Below are 21,067 nucleotides of genomic sequence, written 5' to 3'. Positions count from 1 at the left end.
GCGTCAACAGGCTCGCCATCCCCTCGGCAACCGCGCCAACACCTTCCGCCAGCTCAGCGAACGTAACAACGCCATCAAGGTCCTCAACCGCACCTCCAGAGAAGGACTGCGTCGCCCACTCCAGCTCCGCCCCAATCTCTTCTGATCTCTGGCCCCAAACCACACAAAAGCCCCCAGCCGCTCGCCGGCCTGGGGGCTTTCTTTTGATTCCTCGACTGCGGGCTTGCCCTCATCCCCGCCACCTCCGCTGCCGGCGACGACGACGCAGACCTGCTACCGCAAGCCGCCAACCACGCCGCAACTGATCAGCCACATAGCGATCTACATCCACAAAACACGGTTCCGTCATCGACTCACTCCTCAAATGCAAAACAACAGATCAAAAAACTCCGGTCCCAAACAGCACTCCCATCAATCGCAGGACGCCAACACTCCCAGCACAAACGCAATCGCCACACCGCTGCTCGCCAGCACTGCGCCCGACCCAAGCACGTGGAACAGCACAATCCCGGCCACCCCATAGAGCAAATAGACCGCGGCTCGTCGGCTCGAAACAGCGCTAGAGCGCTTCATCACACCGCTATGAACATCGAAATTCAGAGGACGAGTCGAGCTGGTCATCACAGGAGTCAGAGAGGGAACAACAAAGGCCGATTGGCCTCGATGAATTCACTTTTCCAGAAGAAAAAAGCCGCCGCTGGACCTCCATCAAGCCCGCCTGTGACCTTGCTCACATCGCCCCTTTCAGTCCCTCTCAGTCCACCCTCAAGCCCCTATTTCTTTAGCCGTCGCAAATTGAGACCAACGTCACCTCAGACCGTGGCGTCCCTCAACAACTTCAACCCCTAACCGGGCGAGCTTGTGATCAGCGGGGAACACATCCCCCTCTCCTCACTCCTCACACGCTCCTCCCATGACTTCCCTCTCCTTCTTCCGTCAAGGCTTCACTGGCATCACCGCCGCTGCCCTTGCCGGCTCCTCCCTCCTGGCCATCACCTCCAACGCTCAAGCCGCTTCCCTCGACTACGACTGTTTCTCTCGGCAAACCGGTGAGCTGCTCGTCAAGTCAGCCATCGACATGACCAGCCTGGATCTGGCCTGCCTCGCCAGTGCAGAGGCCATGGTCCAAGGACAACACAACCCCAACCTCAACGTCGTCTACACCACCCAACCCGCTCCCGTTCAGTCCTCCTCCTCGGGAGAAGCCTTCCTAGGTGGCGTCGTCGGCGGCATCCTCGGCGGCGTCATTGAAGGCTCCATGAACCGTGACCGCTATTACGACCACGGCTACGACCATGGCCATGGTTACGAGGACGGTGCGGGCTCCCGCCCGGGTAGCAAAGGCCCTGGCAACGTCGGCAAAGGCCCCGGCAACGTCGGCAAAGGCCCCGGCAAGCGGCCTGGTAACGCAGGTAAATGGCCTGGCAACACCGGCAAGAACCCGGGCAACGTCGGCACTCGACCAGGCGTCAAACTCCCCAACTTCCCCAAAGGCAAGAGCACCGTCTACCCCAAACGGCCCGGCATCCCTGGCTTCCCCGGCAAGCAATCTCCCTCCATCAGCGGCGATCGCCTCCGCGGTCTCTCCACCATCAAAAACCGCACCGTCAAGGGCCTCGGCACCTCCTCCAACCTCAAGGTCAACCGCACCATCCCCCTCCAGCGCATCCAACCCCTCGGTGGGCTCGGCCTCTAAAACCAACCCACCAAGACAACGAGCCCCCAGTCGCTCTGCGACTGGGGGCTTTCTCTTGCCTCAGCTCAGTCTTTTGTTCAAGCCAGAGCCTGATAAGCCAAAGGCTGACGGTGTTCCATCGTCAGCGACCAAAGCCCACTGCCGAGATCCTGAAGTGCGGCGATCAGGGCCGCGGTGTCTCCGTCGTTGAGCCATTGGGCCTTCAATGCCGGGAGCTGGTCCTGCAGGGACTCAATCGGCACCGTGACCAGCAACAGACTCCGTTCTCCAGCTGCGCGACGCAACTCGCCCTGGTCGCTGCGCTGCCAGACCCGCACCAAGAGATCCAGCGCCTGCTCACGTCCGACCTCACCGGGATCAGCCCCAGCGGGCAGGGCCTCGCGCAGCGACTTGCCCTGCAGAGGCATCGCTCTCTGCCCGCCCTGCTCCAGCAAAGCCAGAACGATCAAATAGGGGGCATCAGCCATGAGACGCAGAAGCGACAGCGCCTCCACCCTGCCCGGTCAGAGGAAGCCCTGGGAAGCCGGAGTGCGTTGCTGCTGGATCGGAGCGCGGGGATTCCAGGCGGCGAACAACGCCGCCAAGGCAACCAGGGCGATCAAGCCAACGCGCCAGGGTTGACGGGACATGCCCGAGAGCCTGGGCATTGGTCCCCGTCCCCGCTGGGCGACGCCATCGAGGGGCGTGCCACACCTCCCGCAGACCATCCGGCCTCCCAAGCTTCGGTCGGATTTCACCGACCAACTGCCGCAGCGGGGGCACCCCATCGAGCCAAGGACCGTTCAACTCAGCCCATGTTGACCAGGAAGCCGCCACTGGGCCAGGCCACCCCCACGCCCTCGGGCCGCTAGCCAACCGGAGGCATCGCGGCCAATCAAGGCAAAGAACGGCGTCCGCTGGGGAACCGGAGCCGGCAAGGCACGCTCCCACCACTGCCGCCCAGCGACCCTCAAACCCATCCGCAGAAACTGGAACTGCAGCAGAGGACGGCGCCCCTTGAGGGCTCCAGGACCTTCAAAAAACAGTTCAACGGCGCCCAGCCGCACGCTGTTGCGCAGCTGCAACGCGCCAGCCTCCTCACGGATCTCCAGCTGAGCCGCCAGTCCCCGCAACAGCACCCCTGAGAACTGGGACGCCTGGAGTCGCCCCTTCGGCCAGACCTTCTCCAACTGCCAGCAACCGACCAGATCAGCGGCCTGAAGGCCCGTTCCATCCGATCGGGCTCGCCCCTCGAGGGCAAGCAACGCCTCGGCCGTGATGGATTGATCAATCCCTTCCGCCACGACAGCCCAAGCAAAGACCCAGCATGGTCAGGCTCTGGTCGATTCCGTTGCCCTCCTCGCTCCCGCGCACTGATCTCGCCATCGTCGGCGCAGGGGTCTCGGGCTGTGCGCTGGCGGCCTCGCTGCGCCGTCGCGGCTGGCGCGGATCCATCGAACTCCTGGAAATCGGGCGCGGTCCCGGGGGCCGAGCGGCCACCCGCTACTCGCGCCAAGACCCGGACCTACGGATCAACCATGGGGCCCCGCTCTTCAACATCCGAGCCCAGACGCCGCCAGAGCTGCTTCAGGCACTCGAGCAACGGGAGGTCATCAGCCCCTTCCGCGGATCCATTCAGAGCCTCGATGGGCAACGGTCACTGGGCCCTGCCATTGACGATGGCTTCAGCGACGGGCAGCTCTGGCAGGGCCGCGGAGGAATGGATGCCCTCGCCGCTGGACTGCTGGAGCTGGCCGAGGCAGAGGGCGGAGTACTGAGCAGGCGCTTTGGAACCCTTGTGCGCCACCTGAGGCCCGAACGCTCCAAAACCGGTCTGCGCTGGACTTTGGAAAACAGCAGCGGGGAAGCCTTGGTCGAGGCCCGCTGGCTGGTCCTCAGCGGAACACTGCTGGCCCATCCCCGCTGTCAGCAGGTCTTTGGCTGGGACGGTATTCCGCTAGAGCAAGCAGCCGAAAGCCTGGCTGATCCCCAGCTCAACGCTGCGCAGTCCCAGCTGGCTTCGATCGAGGGCCAGGCCAGCTGCAATCTGTTGCTAACCCTTCCGCCGGAGCAGGCCAGCGCCTGGTTGGCACTGCCCTGGCAAGTTCTGCAATGCACCCCCTCGGCCCAGGAGCGTTGGGGACTGCGACGCATCAGCATCCAACCCCTGGCCGGCGGGCGCTGTGCCGTGGTCGCTGAATCCAGTCCAGCCTTCGCCGCGGCCCATCTCCATGTCTACGGATCGCGCTCATCGGCCGCTCAACTGCTCGGCGCCAAGCCGGATCCCTCGGATGAGAAGCGGGTGCTGGATGCCCTGACCCAGGCCCTGACCGATCTCAGCGGACAAACCCTGGGTGACGCACCAAGGCAACTGATGCGTTGGGGAGCCGCCTTCCCGCTGGCTCCAGGACTGGACCCCGGCCACGGCTGCTGCCCGGAAAGTGCCATCGGCTTCTGCGGGGACAGCCTCGCTGGGGACGGCTTTGGCCGGATCGAGGGCGCTCTATTGAGTGCCGAAGACCTGGCCACAGAACTGATGAAGCAGCTCTAGGGCTTAGGCCGCGACGGACGAGCGGCGGCGCGCGGAGCTCACCGGCATGGTCAGGTGACGCTTGGCCTGCCAAACCGACTGGGCGGCATCAAACAGGGTGTTCTGCACATCCCAGACGAAACGCTGAACCCGAACCTGGGACTCACGCCGCTGAGGCAGCAAGTCTGAGAAGGCTGCCGCGTGGCAGAGATCAACAAGCATCGCCACTTCTTCGCGGCTCATCGTGATCTGGACGTTGTCCTCAGACCGGTGCGTGACCTGCATCGCCCCTTTAACCGAAGAAAACCAACCTACGCCGATTACCGCTGATCAAACAGAAATCAAGGGGCGCTTAAGCATTGAGAACAGAAAACGCAACTCTCAGGCCGACTGGAGCTGATCCAGCTGGGCCTGAAGTCGTTGCTTGAGACGGTTTTGAACCAAAGCGCACAGGTCATCGACCAAATCGCCCTCCCCCTGCCAGATCGTTCGAGTCCCCTCACGCTCACAGCGGACCAGGCCCGCGCGCTGCAACTGACCGAGCTGCCGGCTGATGTGGGACTGGGAAAAACCTGTGGCCTCAATCAAGGCCGCGACATCAATGGGCCCCTGCTTGAGATGGCAGAGCAGCTGAAGCCGAGCCGGCTCACTCAGTAGCCGAAAGAACTTGCTGTACTCCTCCAGCAACTCCTGGGAGGGCATTGCACCTGCGGCGCCCATTGCAATGCTGTATGACGATAAACGCATTATGCCTGGCCTCGCCAATGAATCAGGAGTTCTGGGATCAGCGCTTCCGCGAGAGCCACTACGCCTACGGCACCGAGCCCAACGACTTCCTGAGAGCCAAGGCGGCCTCCCTCTCCCCTGGAGACGCCCTCTGCCTGGCGGAAGGGGGAGGGCGAAACGCCGTCCACCTGGCCAAACAGGGGCACCGCGTCACCGCCCAAGACCTCAGCCCCGTCGGCCTGGAAATGGCCCAACAGCTCGCCGAGACCCAGGGAGTGACGCTGCACTGCCGCTGCGGGGACCTGCGCGACTTCAGCCCCGAGCCCGAGAGCGTCGACCTGATCGTCGCCATCTGGATGCACCTCGAACCCGAACTCCGGGCCCTGGTGCACCGGCGCGCCGTTGCAGCGCTCAAACCTGGAGGGCACCTGATCCTTGAGGCCTACAACCCGGCGCAACTCAACCGAGGAACCGGCGGGCCGCCCAACCCGGAGCTGCTGATCACAGCGGCGCAGCTGGAAGCGGAACTCCAAGGACTGACCTGGCTCGAGCTCCAGGAAACCGAACGCTGGATCGAGGAAGGCCCGCTCCACCAGGGGCAGAGCGCCGTGGTTCAGGCCTTTGGCCAAAAACGGGGCGCGTGATCACAAAGGCTTTATGCGTATATAGTCATACAAGCCTGAAGCGGAGTCCATGGCCTCCATCGCGCCCTCCCCGGTCGCGCTCTCTGATGCAGCCGGTGGGCAACCCCTGCTGCATCGCCAACTCTTCGACGCGACAACGGGGACCTACACCTATTTGATCGCCGATGTCGCCTCCGGAGAGGGCGTGATCATCGATCCGGTGTTTGAACAACACGAACGGGATCTCTCCTTGATTCGCGAGCTGGGAATCCAGCTGGTCGCCAGCCTCGACACCCACGCCCACGCGGACCACGTGACCGGCAGCTGGCTGATGCATCAGGCCACCGGCTGCGCCATTGGCCTCGCCCAGTCCGCCCGCGCCCAAAACGTCAGCCTGCCCCTCGAGCACGGGGATCACGTGAACTTCGGCAGCCGGCACCTGCAGGTGCGCAGCACCCCGGGGCACACCGACGGCTGTGTCACCTACGTCCTGGACGACCAATCCGCCGCCTTCACCGGCGACGCCCTCTTGGTTCGAGGCTGCGGCCGTTGCGATTTCCAGCAGGGTGACCCCCACACCCTCTGGCGCTCCATCACCGAGCAGATCTTCAGCCTGCCCAACAGCTGCCTGCTCTACCCAGGCCACGACTACACCGGCCGAACCCTCACCTCAGTGGCCGAGGAGAAAGCCTTCAACGCGCGCCTTGGCGGGGGCGCCAATGAACGGGACTTCGTGGGTCACATGACCAACATGAAGCTGCCCCACCCGGGCAAGATCGCCATCGCCCTTCCCGGGAACATGCGCTCGGGTCAACCCCGCGACGAGCAACCCGCTCAGCACTGGGCACCGGTTCAGCGCAGTTTCGCAGGGCTCCCCGAGCTGCCCCCCAGCTGGCTGGCGGAACATCGCAACGCGGTGACCGTGCTGGATGTCCGCTCGGAGGACGAAGTCGAGGGCCCCGATGGCCGGATCGAAACCAGCCTGCACATTCCCCTGCAGGACCTGGAGCAGCGCCAAGCAGAGCTGCCCAGCGACCGTCCCCTCGTTGTGGTCTGCCATGCGGGGAGTCGATCCGCCTTGGCCACCCAACAGCTCCTGAAGGCCGGCTTCGATCGCGTCGCGAATCTGCGCGGCGGGCTCCTGCGCTGGAGCGATGAGGGCTACCCACTCGTGGGCTCCATCCACCACTAATCACCCCACCCACTCCCATGACCCACACCCAACCGATCAGCGCCCACGACCTGGCCGATCAACTCGCCGCCAAGCGCATCAGCGTGATTGATGTGCGTGAACCGATGGAGTTCGCCAGCGGTCACATCGCCGGCAGCCTGAACGTGCCGCTCAACCGCCTGCTGCAGGCGGATCTTCCCCAGGGCCCCCTGGTGCTGGTCTGCCAAAGCGGCAACCGCAGCAACCGCGCCCTCGGGCAACTCATGGCCCAGGGGCACCCCCACCCGCTCAGTGAGCTGCAGGGGGGACTCCCCACCTGGCAGGGGGCCGGCTTCCCCGTGCGCAAACTCAAAAACGCACCCCTGCCCCTGATGCGTCAGGTGCAAATTGCCGCCGGTTCACTGGTGCTGCTGGGCCTGATCCTCAGCAACACCATCGCCCCCGGCTGGATTGCGCTGACCTGGTTCGTTGGCGCTGGCCTGACCTTTGCCGGCGTCAGCGGCTTCTGTGGCATGGCCCGCCTGCTGGCCGTCATGCCCTGGAACCGGGTCTCCCTGTGATCAGCCTGATCCTGCTGGGACTGGGGGGCGGCCTGATCGGCTTTCTGCTCTCCGTCCTCGGGGCAGGGGGCTCCATCCTGCTGCTGCCTCTCTTGGTCAGCGGCGCCGCTCTGCCGACCAAGGAGGCCGTGCCGCTCTCCTTGATCGTCGTGATGATCCTGGCGCTGGCCAACCTGGGGCCCTACCTCCGCCGCGGCCAGTTCGCCCCCAGGCCCGCCCTACTGCTGGGACTCCCGGCCCTCGCCGGCAGCTGGATCGGCGGGAGCTGGGTCAAGGCCGGACTGATCCCTGAGGCGGTTCAACTCAGCGTCTTTGCCGCCGCCGCCGTCCTGGCCTCCTGGCTGCTCCTACGTCCAGCCCCGGCAGGCGGCCGCGCGGCGTCCGAAGCTCTGCTGCTGCCGCAGGGTCTGTTGGTGGGTCTGCTGACGGGCATCGCCGGCGTCGGCGGAGGGTTCGCCATCGTTCCGGCCCTGGTGCTGTTGGCCGGTCTACCGATGGCCCTCGCCAGCGGCACCAGCCTGCTGCTGATCGCCGTCAATGCGTTGGTGGCCTTGGCCGCCCTGGGCCACTGGCCGCAGGCCAGCCTTCCTCTTCTTCTTCCGCTGCTAGCTGGCGGAGCCGCGGGCGCGGTAGCCGGCCAATGGCTGGCTCCTCACCTCAGCGATCGCCATCTACGGCGGGGCTTCTCCTTATTACTGATTGCCTCAGCCGTCCTGACCGGCGCAGAGGCCTGGAAACGTCAGGCACCCGCTGCATCCGTATCCCCTCGGGCCGACTTGATCCGTCCAGGGACCTAGTCCCGGCCGCAGCGACACTTACCGCCCTTCCACTTCGAGCACTTCTTCTGCTTGCAACCCTTCTTTTTGGCGCAGGGCTGGAGCCTGCCCTCAGGCTGGACAGGCAGATCCGAGGAAGGGCCAGTGGATGGGGCCATCAGGGTCGAACCGGGCAGGATCGCAATGCCGTCATCTTATTGCAATCGATTCTCTTTTGCGCAAGCAGTGGCGCTTGTTAGCGGTCAATTGCGCCGGCCCAGCGGAGCCCGTAACTTGCGGCCAACTCCCCACGGCAGGCCATGACTCAATCGATCGCCCGCGGCCCCGCCGGGCGGGCCGTGGCCCAACCAATGGCCCCCGATCTACTCGGGGCCCTTCAGGAGCACCTGACCATGGAGCGCCAGGCCAGCGCGGCCTACTGGGCCCTGGCCATCTGGTTCGCCGAACGCGGGCTGCGGGGCTTCAGCAGCTTCTTGAAACAGGAGTCCAGCGAGGAGAAGCACCACGCCGGCCTGTTCGCGGATTACCTGATTGCCCGGGGCCAGGCGGTCACGCTGGAACCCCTGACAGCACCGCGCCAGAGCTGGACCAGCGTCGAAGAGGTCTTCCAAGGCATCTTCCAGATGGAGGCCGAGGTCACCACCTCCCTGCATCAGCTCTATGCCATGGCCGAGCGCAGCGGCGATGTGCGCACGACCGTCTTCCTCGATCCCCTCGTGCAGAGCCAGATCGACTCAGAAAACCAAGCCGCACATCTGCTGGATCGCATCAGCTTCTCCCATTCCGACCCAGCCGCCCTGCTGGTGATCGACGGAGAACTGACCGCCGGCCAAAGCGCACCGGCCTCCGTCGCCTAAGAACTGGGCAGGGGCCGCCTGCAGAGCTCCTGAAACAGCGACAGTGTCAGGCGATCAACGGCCACGGGCGCGGACTGCAGCCACTGGCCCAGTCGCCTGAGCTCAGCCAGGCGCAAAAACAGCTGCTCCGATTCCCGCTGCAAGCGCCGGCAGAGGGCCGGGTTTTGGCAGCGTGCCTGGTCTGCATCGATGCGAACCAAACGCGACCGCAACCCTTCCGCCTCCCGGCAGAGACAGCCCAGGGCATCCACCGAGACGCTGGCCTCACAAGGGCACTGCATCGATCAGAACCCCCCAGCCAGAGGAGCGGAATCCACCAGGGCTGGAGCCAGGCGGAAGCCAGCCTCACCCAATGGCGCCTCCAGCAGCTCGGCCTGACGGAACTTCGAGATCATCCGGGTGGTGGTCACCCGGGTCGCACCGATCAACTCACCGATCCGGTCATGGGTGAGGCGAAAAGGGAGATCGCACCAATCGCCGCAGCGGCGACCCAGGCGATGGACCAAGAGGCTCAAGAGAGCATGCAACCGCTGCTCAGCCGTGCCCAGGTGGCGAATGCGCAGCAGCTGCAGGGTCCACTCATTGACCGGGTCAAAGCCGCCAGCCCCCACAGCCTTGGCGTCGCTGCTGAAGACCAACGGAGTCAAGGCCTCCACGCACACACCCTCACTGCAGAGCCGATCGGTGCGGAGCTGATCGCCGGGCTGGAGGAAGGCCAGGGTCATCCCCTCGGTCTCCTCACAGGGGCAATAGACGCGAGCCATGCCCTCGAGCACCTCGATGCAGCTGCCACCGGTATGCAAAGCAGGATCGAGCAAGACGGTTTGCCCGACCGGCATCCGCACGGCACTGGCAGGGGCGTCAGGGAGAAAGCGGAAGGACATGACCCCCGAAAACGGGCTAGTTGCGAATGCGTCGCAAGATAAACAAGAAACCCCGCCTTTTGCAAGCGATTCTCAATAGCAGTTTCTAGCTGCAAATGGAGCGTGGTGCGGCCCAACAAAAAAGCCAGCCGCGCAGGGCGGCTGGCCGGGGTCGTTGCAGGCTTGCGCCAGGGCGTCAGCGCCAACCGCTGGACTGCATCAAGGCCACCGCCGCCTTGTTCTTGGCACCCATCTGCTGGGCCGAGACACCGTCGGCCTTGAAGGTTCCCAGGCGCTTGAGCACCGCGTTATTGCCAAAGCCCCGCAGCGGATATTCGTTGTTGGCTTCGGCGTAACCGCGACCTCCACTGGGTGACGCCAAGAACTCGATCAGCTTCAGCGCCGCCTCAGGGTTCTTCGCGGTTTTGACCACCCCGGCACCGGTGATGTTCACGTGGGCGGGATTGGGGAAGAGGACCTTGACCCGATTGGCCAACTGCTGGTCGGACGAGCCGTTACCGCCAGCCAGCATCCGGGCGACGTAATAGGAGTTGACCAGACCAACGCCGCACTGACCATTGGCGACGGCGCGAATCAGGGGGGTGTCGGAACTGAAGTAGGGCTGCGTCACGTTGGCGGTCATGGCCTTCACCCATGCCGCGGCCTGTTGATCGCCGCGCAGGATCATCTGGTCAGCGACCAGCGATTGGTTGTAGACGCTCTTGCTGTTGCGCAGGCACAGCTGGCCTTTCAGGGCCGGATTCGCCAGATCGGCATAGGTGCGAATGCTGCCCGGGTTCACCGCCTTGGGGTTCACCACCACAACGCGAACCCGCCGCGTTAGGCCAAACCAAAGGCCCTTGGAGTCCCGCAGGTTCGCGGGGACATCGCGGCTGAGCGGGGCCGAGCGACTGGGGCGAAACAGACCCGCATCCGCAGCCTTGTCCAGACGCGCCGCATCGGCCAGCACCAGAACATCGGCTGGGCTGTTGGCCCCTTCGCGTTTGATGCGCTCGATCAAGGCGTCATCCTTGGCCTCGAGCAAGCGGACCTTGATCCCCGTCTTCTGGGTGAATTGCTTGTAGAGCGCCTTGTCGGTGTTGTAGTGGCGGCCCGAATAGACGCCAATCTCCTGACTGTTGGCCTTCGCCAGGGAAGTCAGAACAGCCGCCCCAGCCGTGACGCCGAGCAGGGCAGCCGCTGCCAAGCGCTCAGGTGCGATGCAGGAACGAAGACGCTGAAACGCCAAGACCGGATCAAGTAGCACTGGCGGAACTATGCCCAGGCCCGATCCCTTCTGGAGAGGGGGTGATCATTGGCCACCCGCGTCTGTGACATTCATTACATCCCTGCCCCGTAGGCTTTGCGCCGCAGCCTCAGGCAAAGCATTGGCACGGGGACAACTGCCACAGCGAAGCCTGCTGGGCGCCGGGGTCCTGCTGGTTTGTGCAGCAGCCCTCGCCCCGGTTCTGGGTCTGACCTGGTTTGCCCTCAGCGGCGGCGGCATCGAGAGTTGGGGCCTTGGCGATGAAGGTCCGGTTCAGGTGCGCAACACCCTGGCCCTGGTGCTCCTGGTCGGGGCGTTGGCCGCCGCACTGGGCACCGGAACGGGCTGGCTGACGGCCCGCTGTGAGTTCCCCGGACGCCGCTGGCTGCGGGTGGCGCAGCTTCTGCCCCTGGCCACGCCCAGCTATCTACTGGCGGCCACCTTGATCGACCTGGGCAGTCGCTTTGGCCAGCGCATCTATGGCTTCAACCCCACCCTGGCGGTGATGCTGCTGAGCACCTACAGCTATGTCTTCCTGCTCTCGACCGAGAGCTTCTCGGTCAGTGGCAAGCGGCAGCTAGAGGCCTGCCGCAGCCTCGGAGTCGGCCCCTGGGGCAGCTTTTGGCGCGTGGCCCTGCCCATGGCCCTGCCCTCGATTGGAGCCGGGGTGGCGCTCACGGGCATGGAGGTGGTGAACGAGCTGGGAGCCGTGCAACTGCTCGGGGTCCCGACCCTCTCCTCCGGGATCCTGATGCGCTGGCAGCAAGAGGGGGATCCCCAAGCCGCTGTCGCTCTGGCCCTGATGGCCCTGGTGATCGTGGGCCTCCTGGTCGGAGCGGAGCGCACCCTGCGTCGCCGTAGCCGCTGCTGGACCATCAGCGGCGGCGGCGAGCCCGAACAGCGCTGGCGGCTTCAGGGGCATCAGCGCTGGCTCAGTCAATTGTTTTGCCTAGCCCCTCCCCTGCTGAGCCTTGGCCTGCCCTTGGTTTGGGCCCTGCTGAGTTGGGACCAGCTCCAGAGCGAAGAGAGCGCGGAATTGCTCGAGCTGGGTCTGCGTTCCTTTGGTCTTGCCCTGGTGGCCGCCGTCCTGACGGTGGTCGTCAGCCTGGTGCTCTCCATTGCCAAACGCTGGATTCCCAATGCCGGCATTCGGCGCCTGAGCTTTGCCGCTGGTCTGGGCTACGCCATTCCGGGCACCGTTCTGGCCCTCGCCCTGATGCTGATCGGTGGCCCCTTGGCCCTGGCCCCTCTGCTGCTGCTGGTCTGGGGCTACGTCGATCGCTTCCTAGCCGTCTCCAAAGGCGGCCTCGACGCAGCCCTCGAGCGCATTCCCCCCAGCATCGATGAAGCCGCGACCTCCCTGGGCCAGAGCTGGGGGGCGTGCTGCAGCGCATCCATCTCCCCCTGCTGCGGGGCCCGCTGCTGATGGGGAGCCTGCTGGTTTTTGTCGACACAGTGAAGGAACTGCCGTTGACCTTTGCGCTCAGGCCCTTTGACTTCGACACCCTGGCCGTTCGCGTCTATCAGTACGCCAGCGATGAGCGGGTCGGGGCGGCCCTGATCCCAGCCCTGCTGATCTTGAGCATGGGCCTGATCGCCGCCGCCGCCTTGATCCCGAGCCTGGATCGACTGGAGCAGCGCTAGCGGCGGGCGACGACGCCCTGATCAATCAGCTTTCCGTCACGATCCCAAGCCCGCACGGTCAGGCTGTTGGGCCCAGCCTCCAGTTCCGCAAAGCTGTAAACGCTCACGGCCTTGGCCGATTGCGGCTTGGCGATCACGGGGCGGAGATAGGCCCCTCCGCCTCCAACGATCAGGTAGGTGATGCCGTCGATCGGCTTGCTGCGCTCGTAGTGGTGTTCATGGCCATTGATGTAGAGCTGCACCCCATGGCGCTGCATCAAGGAGCTCAACTTGCCCCGTAGGCCCGGGTTGTTGCCGTAGAGACCGGAGGAGTAGATCGGGTGATGGCCCACCACCACTTTCCAGGGGGCCTGGCTCTTGGCCAAGGCGGACCGCAGCCAGGACAACTGGGACGTCCAGGGCGCATTGCCGTTGGTGTCCAGCATGAAAAATTCGACCTCGCCGCGGCGGACGCTGTAGAAGCGCCCCTTCATGCCATAGGGCTTGTAGGCCACCTGGGGATCGCCATTGGCCGTGCGGATGTCGTGGTTGCCCAGGACCGCGTGGAAGGGGACTTTGGCCGCCAGCAGCTCGGCATAGGGAGTCAGGAAGGTCGACTGAACCTTGCGGATGTCTCCTGAGGGGTAGATGTTGTCCCCAGCCAGCAGCACCAGGTCCACGGGCTTCCGGCGATGCACCGCCGCCATTTGGGTCCCAACGGCCCGCTGATGGACGTTGCCGCTGCCCACATCGCCCACCGCTAAAAAGCGGGTGGTGTTCAGGGGAGGTGGACTCGCCACCTGGGCCCAACTGTGTCCAGCAGCAACGGTGGCCGTGGCCGCTCCAGCCATGAGCAGCAGCAGCGCGCGACGGTGCATGGCTGGGATCGAGCAAGGTCTCCCCAGGTTGACGCAATCAGGCCGCCGGCCGCTACCGCCGGCTGTGCTTTTTGGCGCACCCCGTCGCATCCTTTGCCGCAGCACCGTCCTCAGCTCGGGCCAGCCTTGGCGGAGCGACACAAACAACATGCTCCGGATCTTTGGAGATCGCCAAAGCCTCTTGGCCGCCCTGAGTTGTCACTGGTCCTATGAACTGATCCAGCTGGATCAGCCCCTTGAGCAGAAAACCCACGCGCAACGAACAGGCTGCCGCTCAGGTCGAACCCAGGGAACGTCGAAATAGGCCTAGCTACGGCGACGCTTGGGGAAGAGGAATTGAACCTGAGCTCGGATGGTGACCTCGCCAAGAAGTTGCTCGCCATCGATCTCCGCCTGCTGGGCGTGCCAATAGGCACTCAGCGAAGCGTTGATCGGTTGCTGTCCCAACTTGAACACCCGGCCGACACCGGCCCCAATCGGAACGGTCCAACCACGCCCCGTGGGGTTGTTCCAGTTGGCCGTAATGATCGGGCTGCTGGTCAGATACCAACCCTTCGGAAGGTTGTAGTTCAAGAAGGGCTGAATCAGCATCTGGCTGACGGGTTGCCCTTTCTCCCCGGCAAATGACCAGACGTTGTTCGCTAACCCACCGAGCACCCAGGGGCCCTTGGTCACCACCAGAACGCCGGTCGGTCCCGCACTCCAACGTTTGGAACTTCTCTCCCGATCGGTCGCCGTTGGGAGAATCATGGTCGGTCCGACTCCGACCGTCACATCTCCCTTCAGCGTGGGCACAAAGAACAGTGAGGGATTGATGTCACCCAGACCGTTGAGGGCACTGCCGGAGCTCCACGGCTGACTGACGAACGGGGCAATGGTCCGGGAAACGATCGTCAGATCCTTGCTCACCTTGAAGGGAACGACCGGCTGAACGTTGACGACATGCAGCGTCTGGTTGTGACTGGCCGAGGGATCAATGCTCGTTGGAGCCCACTGGGTGCCCGGAGTGACGTTCCACTGAATAGGCAGGCTGGTCAGGTTGGCGATGGGGTTTTGGGCCTCCTTGGCCAAGGCCGCTGCTTTGCCATCGCTCGCCTCGGTCTGCAGCTCTTGCTGCGAGTCCGGCTCAGGGGCTGCTGCAGACGGTTGCGCTTGAGCCAGGTGCTGAGGGGCCCGAAGCGGGGCCCAGTCAAAGGAGCGTTCTTGCTCCTGGGCCCCAACAGGAACCGAGGCGGACGCCAGCAAGGCCACGACACCGATGAGGGATAACTCAGCGCGTTTCAAAGCCATCCAGGAAACAAAAGAGCTGCAGGCACGTTCTCAGCGATCAAACTGACTAACAAGATCCTCTTGGTCCGAATCGGGCGAACCTGCAGCGCTTTAGAGAAGCGGAGAACCGATCAGTTGGCCGGTTGGAATTGCGGGGGTGTCCAGCTGCCGTTGAAGTAAGCCTCCGTCGGCGAGTAGATCCTCACTGCTACGTTCCAACCGGGGTAGATATCAAGGTAGTTGTCCTGATTCTTATCTCCACCGAGATGGATCACATATTCCCCATTGGCATTTTTCTTCGCAAAGGCACTATTGACGTTGTATTTCTGACCTACGGCGAAGCCTTCCTTGTTGTAAACCGTGACCGACCAGAAGGCACGCGGGTCGCTAGGGACATCCTTGAGCACGAGAACCTGAGGCTCTGTTGAGTTCACGACGTTGGGAATGGGATACACAGCACCCTGCTTCGGCAGGCCACCCCAGCCCACAGCAACACCAAAGTTCCTCAGCTCCTCTGATAATTCACCTTTCTTGCCGAAGGCGATTTCGGAGGTGACACCCTCGGGCTGCCTGCGCTTGTTGTAATCAGCTCGAAGATCCAGGATCTCCTTCATGTCATAGCGATGGCTGGAAACAAACTCACCTTTGGAGGCCTGCAGCAGCTGAATTTGATCTTGAATGACCCCGGCTTTTTTGAGGTCAGCAGGATCCTGCATGTTGACCTGCGTGCGCACAAAGGCGAAGACATAGCGGCTGCCCATATTTTCCTTTGTGAGCTCGTAGCGACCGGGCTTGTCAGCGATGAGCGGAATCCAGTGCTCCTCATCGACGACCTCGAGGATCTGATAGCGATCGGTCTGGGGGAGCACAAGAGTGGCGGGACTATTCAGATCGAGCACCGCGAAGGAATACATGGTGTCGAAATTGGGGCGAAGAATCGTCCGATCCGCCGGATCCATCGCGCCCTTGAGGTGCATAAACACACCCACCCCGGCGCTGCAGGTGCCCTTGGCGATCTTCTGGACGTAATCGGCAAGGATCACCTCCGTTTCAGCCTGGGCGTAGTTGGCCTTGGTCACCGGAGTGACCGCTGTCGCGGTTTCAACCACCGCAGGTTTCGGGCAATTGTCCGGCCCCGCAGGCTGGGACAAAGCAACTCCGGCATGAAGGGCGGTGCCCATAGCCAGGCTCAGAGCAGAAACAAGCCCAACCGCAGAGCGACAACGCAGACCAAATCCAGAAGCCATCGGACAAAAGAGTCTTTGCCACTGCATAGCCAAACCCATAGGCTTTGAAAGCAATCACGACAGGGGTTTGCCCGTTTCGGATCAAGGGCCTTCTTGCTGCTGATTCAAGTTCAGGCTGATCCAAACGGGAGCAGCCAAACACAAGACAAGCACCCCTTCACGATCGAAAGCTCTTTTTTCTCTGGACTCCTGGCTGCTGGAGGAGCTTGCTCGACCCCGCACCTTGACCAAAGACCTAATGGTGGAAATGCATGCTTGCATCCGAGCACTGCTTGCACATCCCGGTTTACCAATCTTGCCGGACGCGCTTACCTCACCCAACAAGACTCACAAACCTAAGGGCTTAACCGGAGCTCAGGCCGGGTCCATGAACCGTCAAAGTAAGCAGGCTTTGGGTTGTAAATCCGCAAGGTGGCATTCCAGCCGGGGTAAATCTCTAAGTAATTAGGCTGCGCCTTATCACCACCGAAATGAAGCGTCACTTCACCCTGGGCATTAGCCTTGGCAAATGCACTATTGACATTAAAGCTCTCCCCAACGGGAAATCCATCCTTGTCGTACACCGTCAGTGACCAAAAAGCGTTATCACCATTCGGCACATCCTTAAGCGTCAACGTTTGAGGCTTAGACGATGATGGGGTATAGAACAGATAAACAGCACCTTCCTTGGGTAATCCACCGATCCCAACAGCGACTCCCATGTTGTTTTGCTCCGGAGTAATTTCTCCCTTGCGGCCAAACAAGTCCTCAGACCTAATCTCCTTCTCATTGCGCTCCTTGTTGTACTCAGCCCTCAGAGCCAACATCTGCTCTTGGTTCCATGGGTGAGCCAAGACCATTTCACCCGGATCAGCCTGCTTCACCGACAACTTGGCCTGCAGAGCTTGCGCCTTAGCCACATCAGCAGGGTCTTGTATATTTACACCAGTACGAAAGGCCACTAGGGCATAGCGGCTTCCGACCGAGTCCTGCGTCAACGTATAGTCACCTGGATCTTTGTTCACATAGGTATAGCCCTGTGCATTCACCACCATGGCGCTCTGATAACGACCACCCGTCTCCGGCAGAGTGAATGTTGCAGGACTGGCGAGATCAAGAATCAACCAAGAATAGAGAGTATCAAAATTAATCCGAATCACCGTGCGGTCTTTTGGATCCGCAGCCTTACTTTCATTAGCGATGACTCCGAGCCCGCTGCTGCAAGTTGCCGCAGCGACATTGGCAAGGTACTTAGCGAAGATCGTCTGCGTTTCCGCATCCGCAAAATTCTGCTTCGTGACCGGAGCTGGAACCTCACTGGTCATGACCAAAGCAGGCTTCGGGCAATTGGCCTGCCCCGCTGGCTGGGACAAAGCGGGTCCGTCATGCAGGGCGGTGCCCATAACCAGGCTCAGAGCAGAAACAAGCGCAATCGCAGAGCGACGACGCAGACCAAATCCAGAAGCCATCGGACACAAGACTCTTTGCCACTGGATAGCCATACCCCAAGGCTTTGAAAGCGATCAGGACAGGGATTTGCCCGTTTCGGATCAAGAGCCTTCTCGCCGCTTATTCAAGTTCAGGCTGATCCAACCGGGAGCGGCCAAACACAGGACAATGATCGTGAGCGATGTGCTCAACCGACTTGATGTCACCCGAGCCTGATCCAGGCCGTACATCACAAAGGTCGAGGCCACGATCACGCCGAACAGGCCTGTGAACAAACCACTGGTTGAACGCAACACCTCTCCCATGGACAGGCCATCCTCCGCAGCCTGACTCGGAGTCAAGCTGCGGCCAACCAGCCCACCGGTTAGCGCCAACAGGGCCACCAACAATCCCCGTTCCCAGAATGTATGGCTGACTCCTTGTTGGATGTGATCGGTCATCGTCGCCCCAGTGCCGATGAAGCACCCCACAATCCAACCAGCGACACCCCACCAGGGCTGCCCCCAACGCATCCGCGGACGCAAGAAGGCCGCCAGGATGGTGACGCCACAGCTGAACACCATGGCGGCCACCGGTGTCATCGCCTGAACCAACGACAGTGCAACCAGCGACGACAAGAGCAAAAGAGTGATCTTGCGCTTTTTGAGATGGCGCCACGCCATCGAACCCGGAGCAATCAAGCGCTGAGACATCACAAGCAAAAGTACAGGTTCCCCACTCGATCGCGAGCAGGGAACCAGAGTTCAAGGGCGACAGGCAATCACTTCCCGAATGCCACCTGACAGGCGGCTAGGAATTCGAGGCACGGTTCGGACATTCACTAAAAGCGAAGAGCAAACCAGCTAAGGCTTTCCCCCTCCACAGCAACCTTGGCCAGGCCCGTTCAGGCCGGCAACAGCGTGCGCCCTGTTGGGATCAAGCCTGCTCGAGACTCTTGCGCCAGACCCAAAACGGAATAGTGGTGATCACTGTGATCAGCAGATAAGGGAGCGCCTTGTGAAGAGCTAGCTCGAGATCTGGTCACATAGCCCCAGAGCAATCGCGCACGATTGGGATCAATCGAGCCAGACATCTGTCAGGCCAGTCAATTTGAAGAATGCATGAGTTGTTACCCCGGGGACACACGGAGCTGACCTCGCTAAGAACACGAGTAGCCACATCACATCCCATGGCTCGGTTAGGCATTTTCTCGATCGCGATTGGATTACTCGTCGGGGTCCCGGCGGTAGCTGCCCCAACCAGCAGCTGTGAAGAATCCGCGGGATCACCCAGCGACCTCAAGGAGGTAAGACCGGGATTACTGCAGGGTTATCTAGCCATGGAGGCCCTACCCGATTCCTTAAAACTGCTGACGGCTCCACCCAAGCCAGGCTCAGCGGCTGATGCACTCGATATGGCCCGGGCCAAAGCCACCATTGACACCCAAGGCAGCCCGCGCTGGGAACTCGCCACCATCGACGCTGATCTGCATTTCCCAGCAGCCGCCAGGATTTTTTCCTGTGCCCTTGGCGTTCCGATCAGTCAGGAGGCGACCCCACGGCTCTACACCCTGCTACGCAGATCCTTGACCGATGCCGGCCTGGCCACATACAAGGCAAAAAACCATTACCAGCGCCCCCGGCCGTTCATGCGCAACGGCCAGGCCATCTGCACCCCAAAGGACGAGGCCAAGCTGAGGGAGGATGGTTCGTACCCCTCTGGGCACACCTCCGGTGGCTGGGCCTGGGCCCTGATCCTCAGCGAGATGGCCCCCGAGCGGCGTGATCAACTGCTCAGCCGAGGAATCGAATACGGCAACAGCCGCAGCATCTGCAACGTGCACTGGAGCAGTGATGTGGAAGCAGGGCGACTCATCGGTTCTGCCACGGTGGCCCAACTCCACGCTGATCCAGTCTTTCGCGCAGACCTCAAGGCAGCATCTGCAGAGATCAAGGCTCTGCGGATGCGCGGTCTTCCACCCAACGGCAACTGCAGCCTGGAAACCCGGGCCCTCAACTAGCCGCGACGCACTTGCAGTTGCCCTGGGGACATGATTTCAACCCCCGCTTCAGCGAAGCGATCCTGCAAGGCAGCGAGCAACTCCGAAAGGGTTTGGCGGTAGGTGCGGGCATCCCGCAGGTAAGCCGTTACCTCATAGGAGATATGGAAGTCATTCAAGGAGGTCTGCAGGACAAACGGAGCGATCTCATTCGAGATCCCACTCACCCCACGGGCAGCCTCGAGCATCAGCGCGTGCACCTGCCGCCAAGGCACGTTGTAGCCGATGCTGATCGTGGCCGAGAGGGCCACCGGTTGACGCACCTCACGCCGGGCAAAGCTGTAATTCACCACAGATGAACCCAACACCGTGGTGTTGGGGATGCTCACCAATTCGTTGCGGGCAGTCTGTAAACGCGTCGTCACCAACGAACGCTCCTGGACAACGCCAACCACACCGTTGATTTCCACACGATCACCGGTGCGAAAAGCGCGGGTGTAGAAGAGCATCAAGCCGCTCAGCAAATTGGACGTCACCACACCTGAGCCAATGGCAGCCAAGGCGCCAATGGCGAGCCCCGCCCCCTGAAACACCTTGTTGTCAGACCCCGGAATCAACGGGAAAGCTGTGGAGAGCGCAATCAGGGCGACCACAAAGGCGACGATTCGCGAGGTCGGCAACGCCCACTCGGCATAGAACCCGGGAATGCGCAGTCGACCGAGCCGAACCTGTCGGAACCAGGCATTGCTGAGGCGAATCAGCACGACAGCCAGAATCAGAATCAAGACAACCGCCAACAGATCCGGGATCGCACCGACGAGACCTGAGGCGATCAACGCCACCCGCTCCAGCAAATCCTCACGCAGTCCGACCGCCACCCAGCGGGTTGGTGGGAACAAGGCCAACAGCAACGGGATCAGGACGTAACTGACCACGGCAATCACAGCCAAATGCACGAATTCCCGCAAAAAACTCAGAACCAAAAAACGGTCCAACAGCTGCCGGCCGCCGCCGCTGGATGGTCCTAGTGGGCTCGCCTCTCCGTAGCGGTGCTGAATCTTGTGCGCCAGCCAGGCATTGGTCTTGAGCTGGAGTTTGAGCCAGAAGAGGTACGAACCCAAAACCAGCCCTGCGAAAAGCGTGCCTCGAATCCAGGCCAAGCGGGTGTTGGCTTGGCGGTAGTCCCGAACCGCCTCAGCAATCCGCTGCAGGTAGTCGTCAGCCAAAGACTGACGAGAACGCCCCGCACAAGCGGCCATCCCCTCGTCGACCGCCATGACCCTTTGAAAGCCTGCGCGCCGGCCTTGAAACCCGACCACGCTGTAGGGCGGTTGCTCTAGAACCCTCAGGCCCTCAGGACTGAGGGAGGGATCCTGGGCAATTTGAATCAACCGCTTTTGGGCGTAGTCGATGTAGTTGGGAAGGTTGGCGGCAGCGGGCTGCTGATAAAGCTCCAGTACGACATGGCCATCCAGCCAAATCGGAGCCGGCGTTGCCAGACAGTCCGGATCCGCTAACGCCAGGGCAGGTGCGGCCGACAACAGGCTGGAGACCAAGACGAGTCGAAGCACCGAACCAAGACACCATCTCAAAGTC

The 21,067-nt window shown here is 62.4% G+C and carries 23 protein-coding genes and 1 pseudogene; 9 read left to right on the top strand and 15 right to left on the bottom strand.

Annotated elements, in window-relative coordinates:
• Nucleotides 1-411: 411 nt before the first annotated feature.
• Nucleotides 412-621 carry a hypothetical protein gene (locus tag CB0205_RS15900; protein WP_156797851.1) on the bottom strand — a complete coding sequence of 70 codons (210 nt, stop codon included), beginning with the start codon at nucleotides 619-621 and terminating at the stop codon, nucleotides 412-414.
• A 292-nt stretch (nucleotides 622-913) separates the two neighbouring features.
• On the opposite strand from CB0205_RS15900, the gene CB0205_RS15055 reads away from it, so the two are divergent.
• Nucleotides 914-1,696 (top strand): hypothetical protein, encoded by a 783-nt coding sequence (locus CB0205_RS15055; RefSeq protein ID WP_010315977.1) that lies wholly within the window; start codon nucleotides 914-916, stop codon nucleotides 1,694-1,696.
• Nucleotides 1,697-1,773: 77 nt separating this feature from the next.
• On the opposite strand, the gene CB0205_RS0107200 is transcribed toward CB0205_RS15055, so the two are convergent.
• From CB0205_RS0107200 to CB0205_RS0107190, 3 genes are read right to left on the bottom strand one after another with little or no spacing between them, the layout of a single operon-like run.
• On the bottom strand, nucleotides 1,774-2,163 hold the full coding sequence (locus CB0205_RS0107200; protein ID WP_010315975.1) for a hypothetical protein: 390 nt from the start codon (nucleotides 2,161-2,163) through the stop codon (nucleotides 1,774-1,776).
• A 36-nt stretch (nucleotides 2,164-2,199) separates the two neighbouring features.
• Nucleotides 2,200-2,463 (bottom strand): hypothetical protein, encoded by a 264-nt coding sequence (locus CB0205_RS15650; RefSeq protein ID WP_198001915.1) that lies wholly within the window; start codon nucleotides 2,461-2,463, stop codon nucleotides 2,200-2,202.
• Between the two features lie 15 nt (nucleotides 2,464-2,478).
• Nucleotides 2,479-2,979 carry a hypothetical protein gene (locus CB0205_RS0107190; RefSeq protein ID WP_010315971.1) on the bottom strand — a complete coding sequence of 167 codons (501 nt, stop codon included), beginning with the start codon at nucleotides 2,977-2,979 and terminating at the stop codon, nucleotides 2,479-2,481.
• A gap of 47 nt (nucleotides 2,980-3,026) precedes the next feature.
• On the opposite strand from CB0205_RS0107190, the gene CB0205_RS0107185 reads away from it, so the two are divergent.
• Complete coding sequence (locus CB0205_RS0107185) at nucleotides 3,027-4,226, top strand: NAD(P)-binding protein (RefSeq protein ID WP_029626203.1); 1,200 nt, start codon at nucleotides 3,027-3,029, stop codon at nucleotides 4,224-4,226.
• 3 nt (nucleotides 4,227-4,229) lie between these two features.
• Here the strand turns inward: CB0205_RS0107185 and CB0205_RS0107180 are convergent, their stop codons facing one another.
• Nucleotides 4,230-4,490 carry a hypothetical protein gene (locus tag CB0205_RS0107180; protein ID WP_010315968.1) on the bottom strand — a complete coding sequence of 87 codons (261 nt, stop codon included), beginning with the start codon at nucleotides 4,488-4,490 and terminating at the stop codon, nucleotides 4,230-4,232.
• A 96-nt stretch (nucleotides 4,491-4,586) separates the two neighbouring features.
• Complete coding sequence (locus CB0205_RS0107175; RefSeq protein ID WP_010315966.1) at nucleotides 4,587-4,907, bottom strand: helix-turn-helix transcriptional regulator; 321 nt, start codon at nucleotides 4,905-4,907, stop codon at nucleotides 4,587-4,589.
• Nucleotides 4,908-4,969: 62 nt separating this feature from the next.
• On the opposite strand from CB0205_RS0107175, the gene CB0205_RS0107170 reads away from it, so the two are divergent.
• From CB0205_RS0107170 to CB0205_RS0107150, 5 genes are all read left to right on the top strand, one after another.
• Complete coding sequence (locus CB0205_RS0107170; protein ID WP_010315964.1) at nucleotides 4,970-5,575, top strand: bifunctional 2-polyprenyl-6-hydroxyphenol methylase/3-demethylubiquinol 3-O-methyltransferase UbiG; 606 nt, start codon at nucleotides 4,970-4,972, stop codon at nucleotides 5,573-5,575.
• Between the two features lie 49 nt (nucleotides 5,576-5,624).
• Entirely contained in the window at nucleotides 5,625-6,746 is a 1,122-nt protein-coding gene (locus CB0205_RS0107165) for a rhodanese-like domain-containing protein (RefSeq protein WP_010315962.1), read from the top strand.
• 17 nt (nucleotides 6,747-6,763) lie between these two features.
• Entirely contained in the window at nucleotides 6,764-7,285 is a 522-nt protein-coding gene (locus tag CB0205_RS0107160; protein ID WP_010315960.1) for a rhodanese-like domain-containing protein, read from the top strand.
• The gene (locus CB0205_RS0107155; protein ID WP_010315959.1) at nucleotides 7,282-8,082 is read left to right on the top strand and encodes a sulfite exporter TauE/SafE family protein; all 801 of its coding nucleotides are present in this window, start codon (nucleotides 7,282-7,284) and stop codon (nucleotides 8,080-8,082) included. Before CB0205_RS0107160 ends, CB0205_RS0107155 begins: the two co-directional genes overlap by 4 nt.
• A gap of 278 nt (nucleotides 8,083-8,360) precedes the next feature.
• Nucleotides 8,361-8,918: a ferritin gene (locus CB0205_RS0107150; RefSeq protein WP_010315957.1), complete on the top strand. Its 558-nt coding sequence runs from the start codon at nucleotides 8,361-8,363 to the stop codon at nucleotides 8,916-8,918.
• On the opposite strand, the gene CB0205_RS0107145 is transcribed toward CB0205_RS0107150, so the two are convergent.
• The 3 genes from CB0205_RS0107145 to CB0205_RS0107135 all read right to left on the bottom strand — a co-directional run bounded on the left by CB0205_RS0107145 (nucleotide 8,915) and on the right by CB0205_RS0107135 (nucleotide 10,988).
• Nucleotides 8,915-9,199, bottom strand: coding sequence for a hypothetical protein (locus CB0205_RS0107145; RefSeq protein ID WP_010315955.1), 285 nt, complete (start codon nucleotides 9,197-9,199; stop codon nucleotides 8,915-8,917). The two genes, CB0205_RS0107150 and CB0205_RS0107145, sit on opposite strands and share 4 nt — an antisense overlap.
• Before the next feature lie 3 nt (nucleotides 9,200-9,202).
• The gene (locus tag CB0205_RS0107140) at nucleotides 9,203-9,802 is read right to left on the bottom strand and encodes a Crp/Fnr family transcriptional regulator (RefSeq protein WP_010315953.1); all 600 of its coding nucleotides are present in this window, start codon (nucleotides 9,800-9,802) and stop codon (nucleotides 9,203-9,205) included.
• Between the two features lie 175 nt (nucleotides 9,803-9,977).
• Nucleotides 9,978-10,988 carry an extracellular solute-binding protein gene (locus CB0205_RS0107135; RefSeq protein WP_232197260.1) on the bottom strand — a complete coding sequence of 337 codons (1,011 nt, stop codon included), beginning with the start codon at nucleotides 10,986-10,988 and terminating at the stop codon, nucleotides 9,978-9,980.
• 214 nt (nucleotides 10,989-11,202) lie between these two features.
• On the opposite strand from CB0205_RS0107135, the pseudogene CB0205_RS14410 reads away from it, so the two are divergent.
• A pseudogene (locus tag CB0205_RS14410) lies at nucleotides 11,203-12,692 on the top strand (ABC transporter permease).
• Here the strand turns inward: CB0205_RS14410 and CB0205_RS0107125 are convergent.
• The 5 genes from CB0205_RS0107125 to CB0205_RS0107100 all read right to left on the bottom strand — a co-directional run bounded on the left by CB0205_RS0107125 (nucleotide 12,689) and on the right by CB0205_RS0107100 (nucleotide 18,185).
• Entirely contained in the window at nucleotides 12,689-13,549 is an 861-nt protein-coding gene (locus CB0205_RS0107125; RefSeq protein ID WP_010315950.1) for a metallophosphoesterase, read from the bottom strand. The pseudogene CB0205_RS14410 and the gene CB0205_RS0107125 overlap by 4 nt on opposite strands.
• A gap of 306 nt (nucleotides 13,550-13,855) precedes the next feature.
• Entirely contained in the window at nucleotides 13,856-14,839 is a 984-nt protein-coding gene (locus CB0205_RS0107115) for a hypothetical protein (RefSeq protein WP_010315946.1), read from the bottom strand.
• A gap of 110 nt (nucleotides 14,840-14,949) precedes the next feature.
• Nucleotides 14,950-15,999, bottom strand: a complete 1,050-nt coding sequence (locus CB0205_RS0107110) for a DUF1254 domain-containing protein (RefSeq protein ID WP_010315944.1) — start codon at nucleotides 15,997-15,999, stop codon at nucleotides 14,950-14,952.
• Between the two features lie 401 nt (nucleotides 16,000-16,400).
• Nucleotides 16,401-17,447 carry a DUF1254 domain-containing protein gene (locus CB0205_RS0107105; protein WP_010315942.1) on the bottom strand — a complete coding sequence of 349 codons (1,047 nt, stop codon included), beginning with the start codon at nucleotides 17,445-17,447 and terminating at the stop codon, nucleotides 16,401-16,403.
• A 147-nt stretch (nucleotides 17,448-17,594) separates the two neighbouring features.
• Complete coding sequence (locus CB0205_RS0107100) at nucleotides 17,595-18,185, bottom strand: hypothetical protein (RefSeq protein WP_010315939.1); 591 nt, start codon at nucleotides 18,183-18,185, stop codon at nucleotides 17,595-17,597.
• 476 nt (nucleotides 18,186-18,661) lie between these two features.
• Between CB0205_RS0107100 and CB0205_RS0107095 the strand changes: the two genes are divergently transcribed.
• Nucleotides 18,662-19,492, top strand: a complete 831-nt coding sequence (locus tag CB0205_RS0107095; protein WP_029626199.1) for a phosphatase PAP2 family protein — start codon at nucleotides 18,662-18,664, stop codon at nucleotides 19,490-19,492.
• Here the strand turns inward: CB0205_RS0107095 and CB0205_RS0107090 are convergent.
• Complete coding sequence (locus CB0205_RS0107090; RefSeq protein ID WP_010315935.1) at nucleotides 19,489-21,042, bottom strand: mechanosensitive ion channel family protein; 1,554 nt, start codon at nucleotides 21,040-21,042, stop codon at nucleotides 19,489-19,491. The genes CB0205_RS0107095 and CB0205_RS0107090 overlap by 4 nt on opposite strands.
• Between the last annotated feature and the right edge of the window lie 25 nt (nucleotides 21,043-21,067).

The organism is Synechococcus sp. CB0205 (genome assembly GCF_000179255.1).
GTDB lineage: Bacteria > Cyanobacteriota > Cyanobacteriia > PCC-6307 > Cyanobiaceae > Vulcanococcus.
Note: the sequence above shows the minus strand (reverse complement) of the source record. Positions and strands in the feature narration are given on the sequence as shown.

Bases quoted from the DNA above. Each gene is read 5' to 3' on its own strand.
- CB0205_RS15900 (WP_156797851.1), bottom strand. From the start codon at position 621: ATGACCAGCTCGACTCGTCCTCTGAATTTCGATGTTCATAGCGGTGTG.
- CB0205_RS15055 (WP_010315977.1), top strand. From the start codon at position 914: ATGACTTCCCTCTCCTTCTTCCGTCAAGGCTTCACTGGCATCACCGCC.
- CB0205_RS0107200 (WP_010315975.1), bottom strand. From the start codon at position 2,163: ATGGCTGATGCCCCCTATTTGATCGTTCTGGCTTTGCTGGAGCAGGGC.
- CB0205_RS15650 (WP_198001915.1), bottom strand. From the start codon at position 2,463: ATGGGGTGCCCCCGCTGCGGCAGTTGGTCGGTGAAATCCGACCGAAGC.
- CB0205_RS0107180 (WP_010315968.1), bottom strand. From the start codon at position 4,490: ATGCAGGTCACGCACCGGTCTGAGGACAACGTCCAGATCACGATGAGC.
- CB0205_RS0107175 (WP_010315966.1), bottom strand. From the start codon at position 4,907: ATGCCCTCCCAGGAGTTGCTGGAGGAGTACAGCAAGTTCTTTCGGCTA.
- CB0205_RS0107170 (WP_010315964.1), top strand. From the start codon at position 4,970: ATGAATCAGGAGTTCTGGGATCAGCGCTTCCGCGAGAGCCACTACGCC.
- CB0205_RS0107165 (WP_010315962.1), top strand. From the start codon at position 5,625: ATGGCCTCCATCGCGCCCTCCCCGGTCGCGCTCTCTGATGCAGCCGGT.
- CB0205_RS0107160 (WP_010315960.1), top strand. From the start codon at position 6,764: ATGACCCACACCCAACCGATCAGCGCCCACGACCTGGCCGATCAACTC.
- CB0205_RS0107150 (WP_010315957.1), top strand. From the start codon at position 8,361: ATGACTCAATCGATCGCCCGCGGCCCCGCCGGGCGGGCCGTGGCCCAA.
- CB0205_RS0107145 (WP_010315955.1), bottom strand. From the start codon at position 9,199: ATGCAGTGCCCTTGTGAGGCCAGCGTCTCGGTGGATGCCCTGGGCTGT.
- CB0205_RS0107140 (WP_010315953.1), bottom strand. From the start codon at position 9,802: ATGTCCTTCCGCTTTCTCCCTGACGCCCCTGCCAGTGCCGTGCGGATG.
- CB0205_RS0107125 (WP_010315950.1), bottom strand. From the start codon at position 13,549: ATGCACCGTCGCGCGCTGCTGCTGCTCATGGCTGGAGCGGCCACGGCC.
- CB0205_RS0107115 (WP_010315946.1), bottom strand. From the start codon at position 14,839: ATGGCTTTGAAACGCGCTGAGTTATCCCTCATCGGTGTCGTGGCCTTG.
- CB0205_RS0107110 (WP_010315944.1), bottom strand. From the start codon at position 15,999: ATGGGCACCGCCCTTCATGCCGGAGTTGCTTTGTCCCAGCCTGCGGGG.
- CB0205_RS0107105 (WP_010315942.1), bottom strand. From the start codon at position 17,447: ATGGGCACCGCCCTGCATGACGGACCCGCTTTGTCCCAGCCAGCGGGG.
- CB0205_RS0107100 (WP_010315939.1), bottom strand. From the start codon at position 18,185: ATGTCTCAGCGCTTGATTGCTCCGGGTTCGATGGCGTGGCGCCATCTC.
- CB0205_RS0107095 (WP_029626199.1), top strand. From the start codon at position 18,662: ATGGCTCGGTTAGGCATTTTCTCGATCGCGATTGGATTACTCGTCGGG.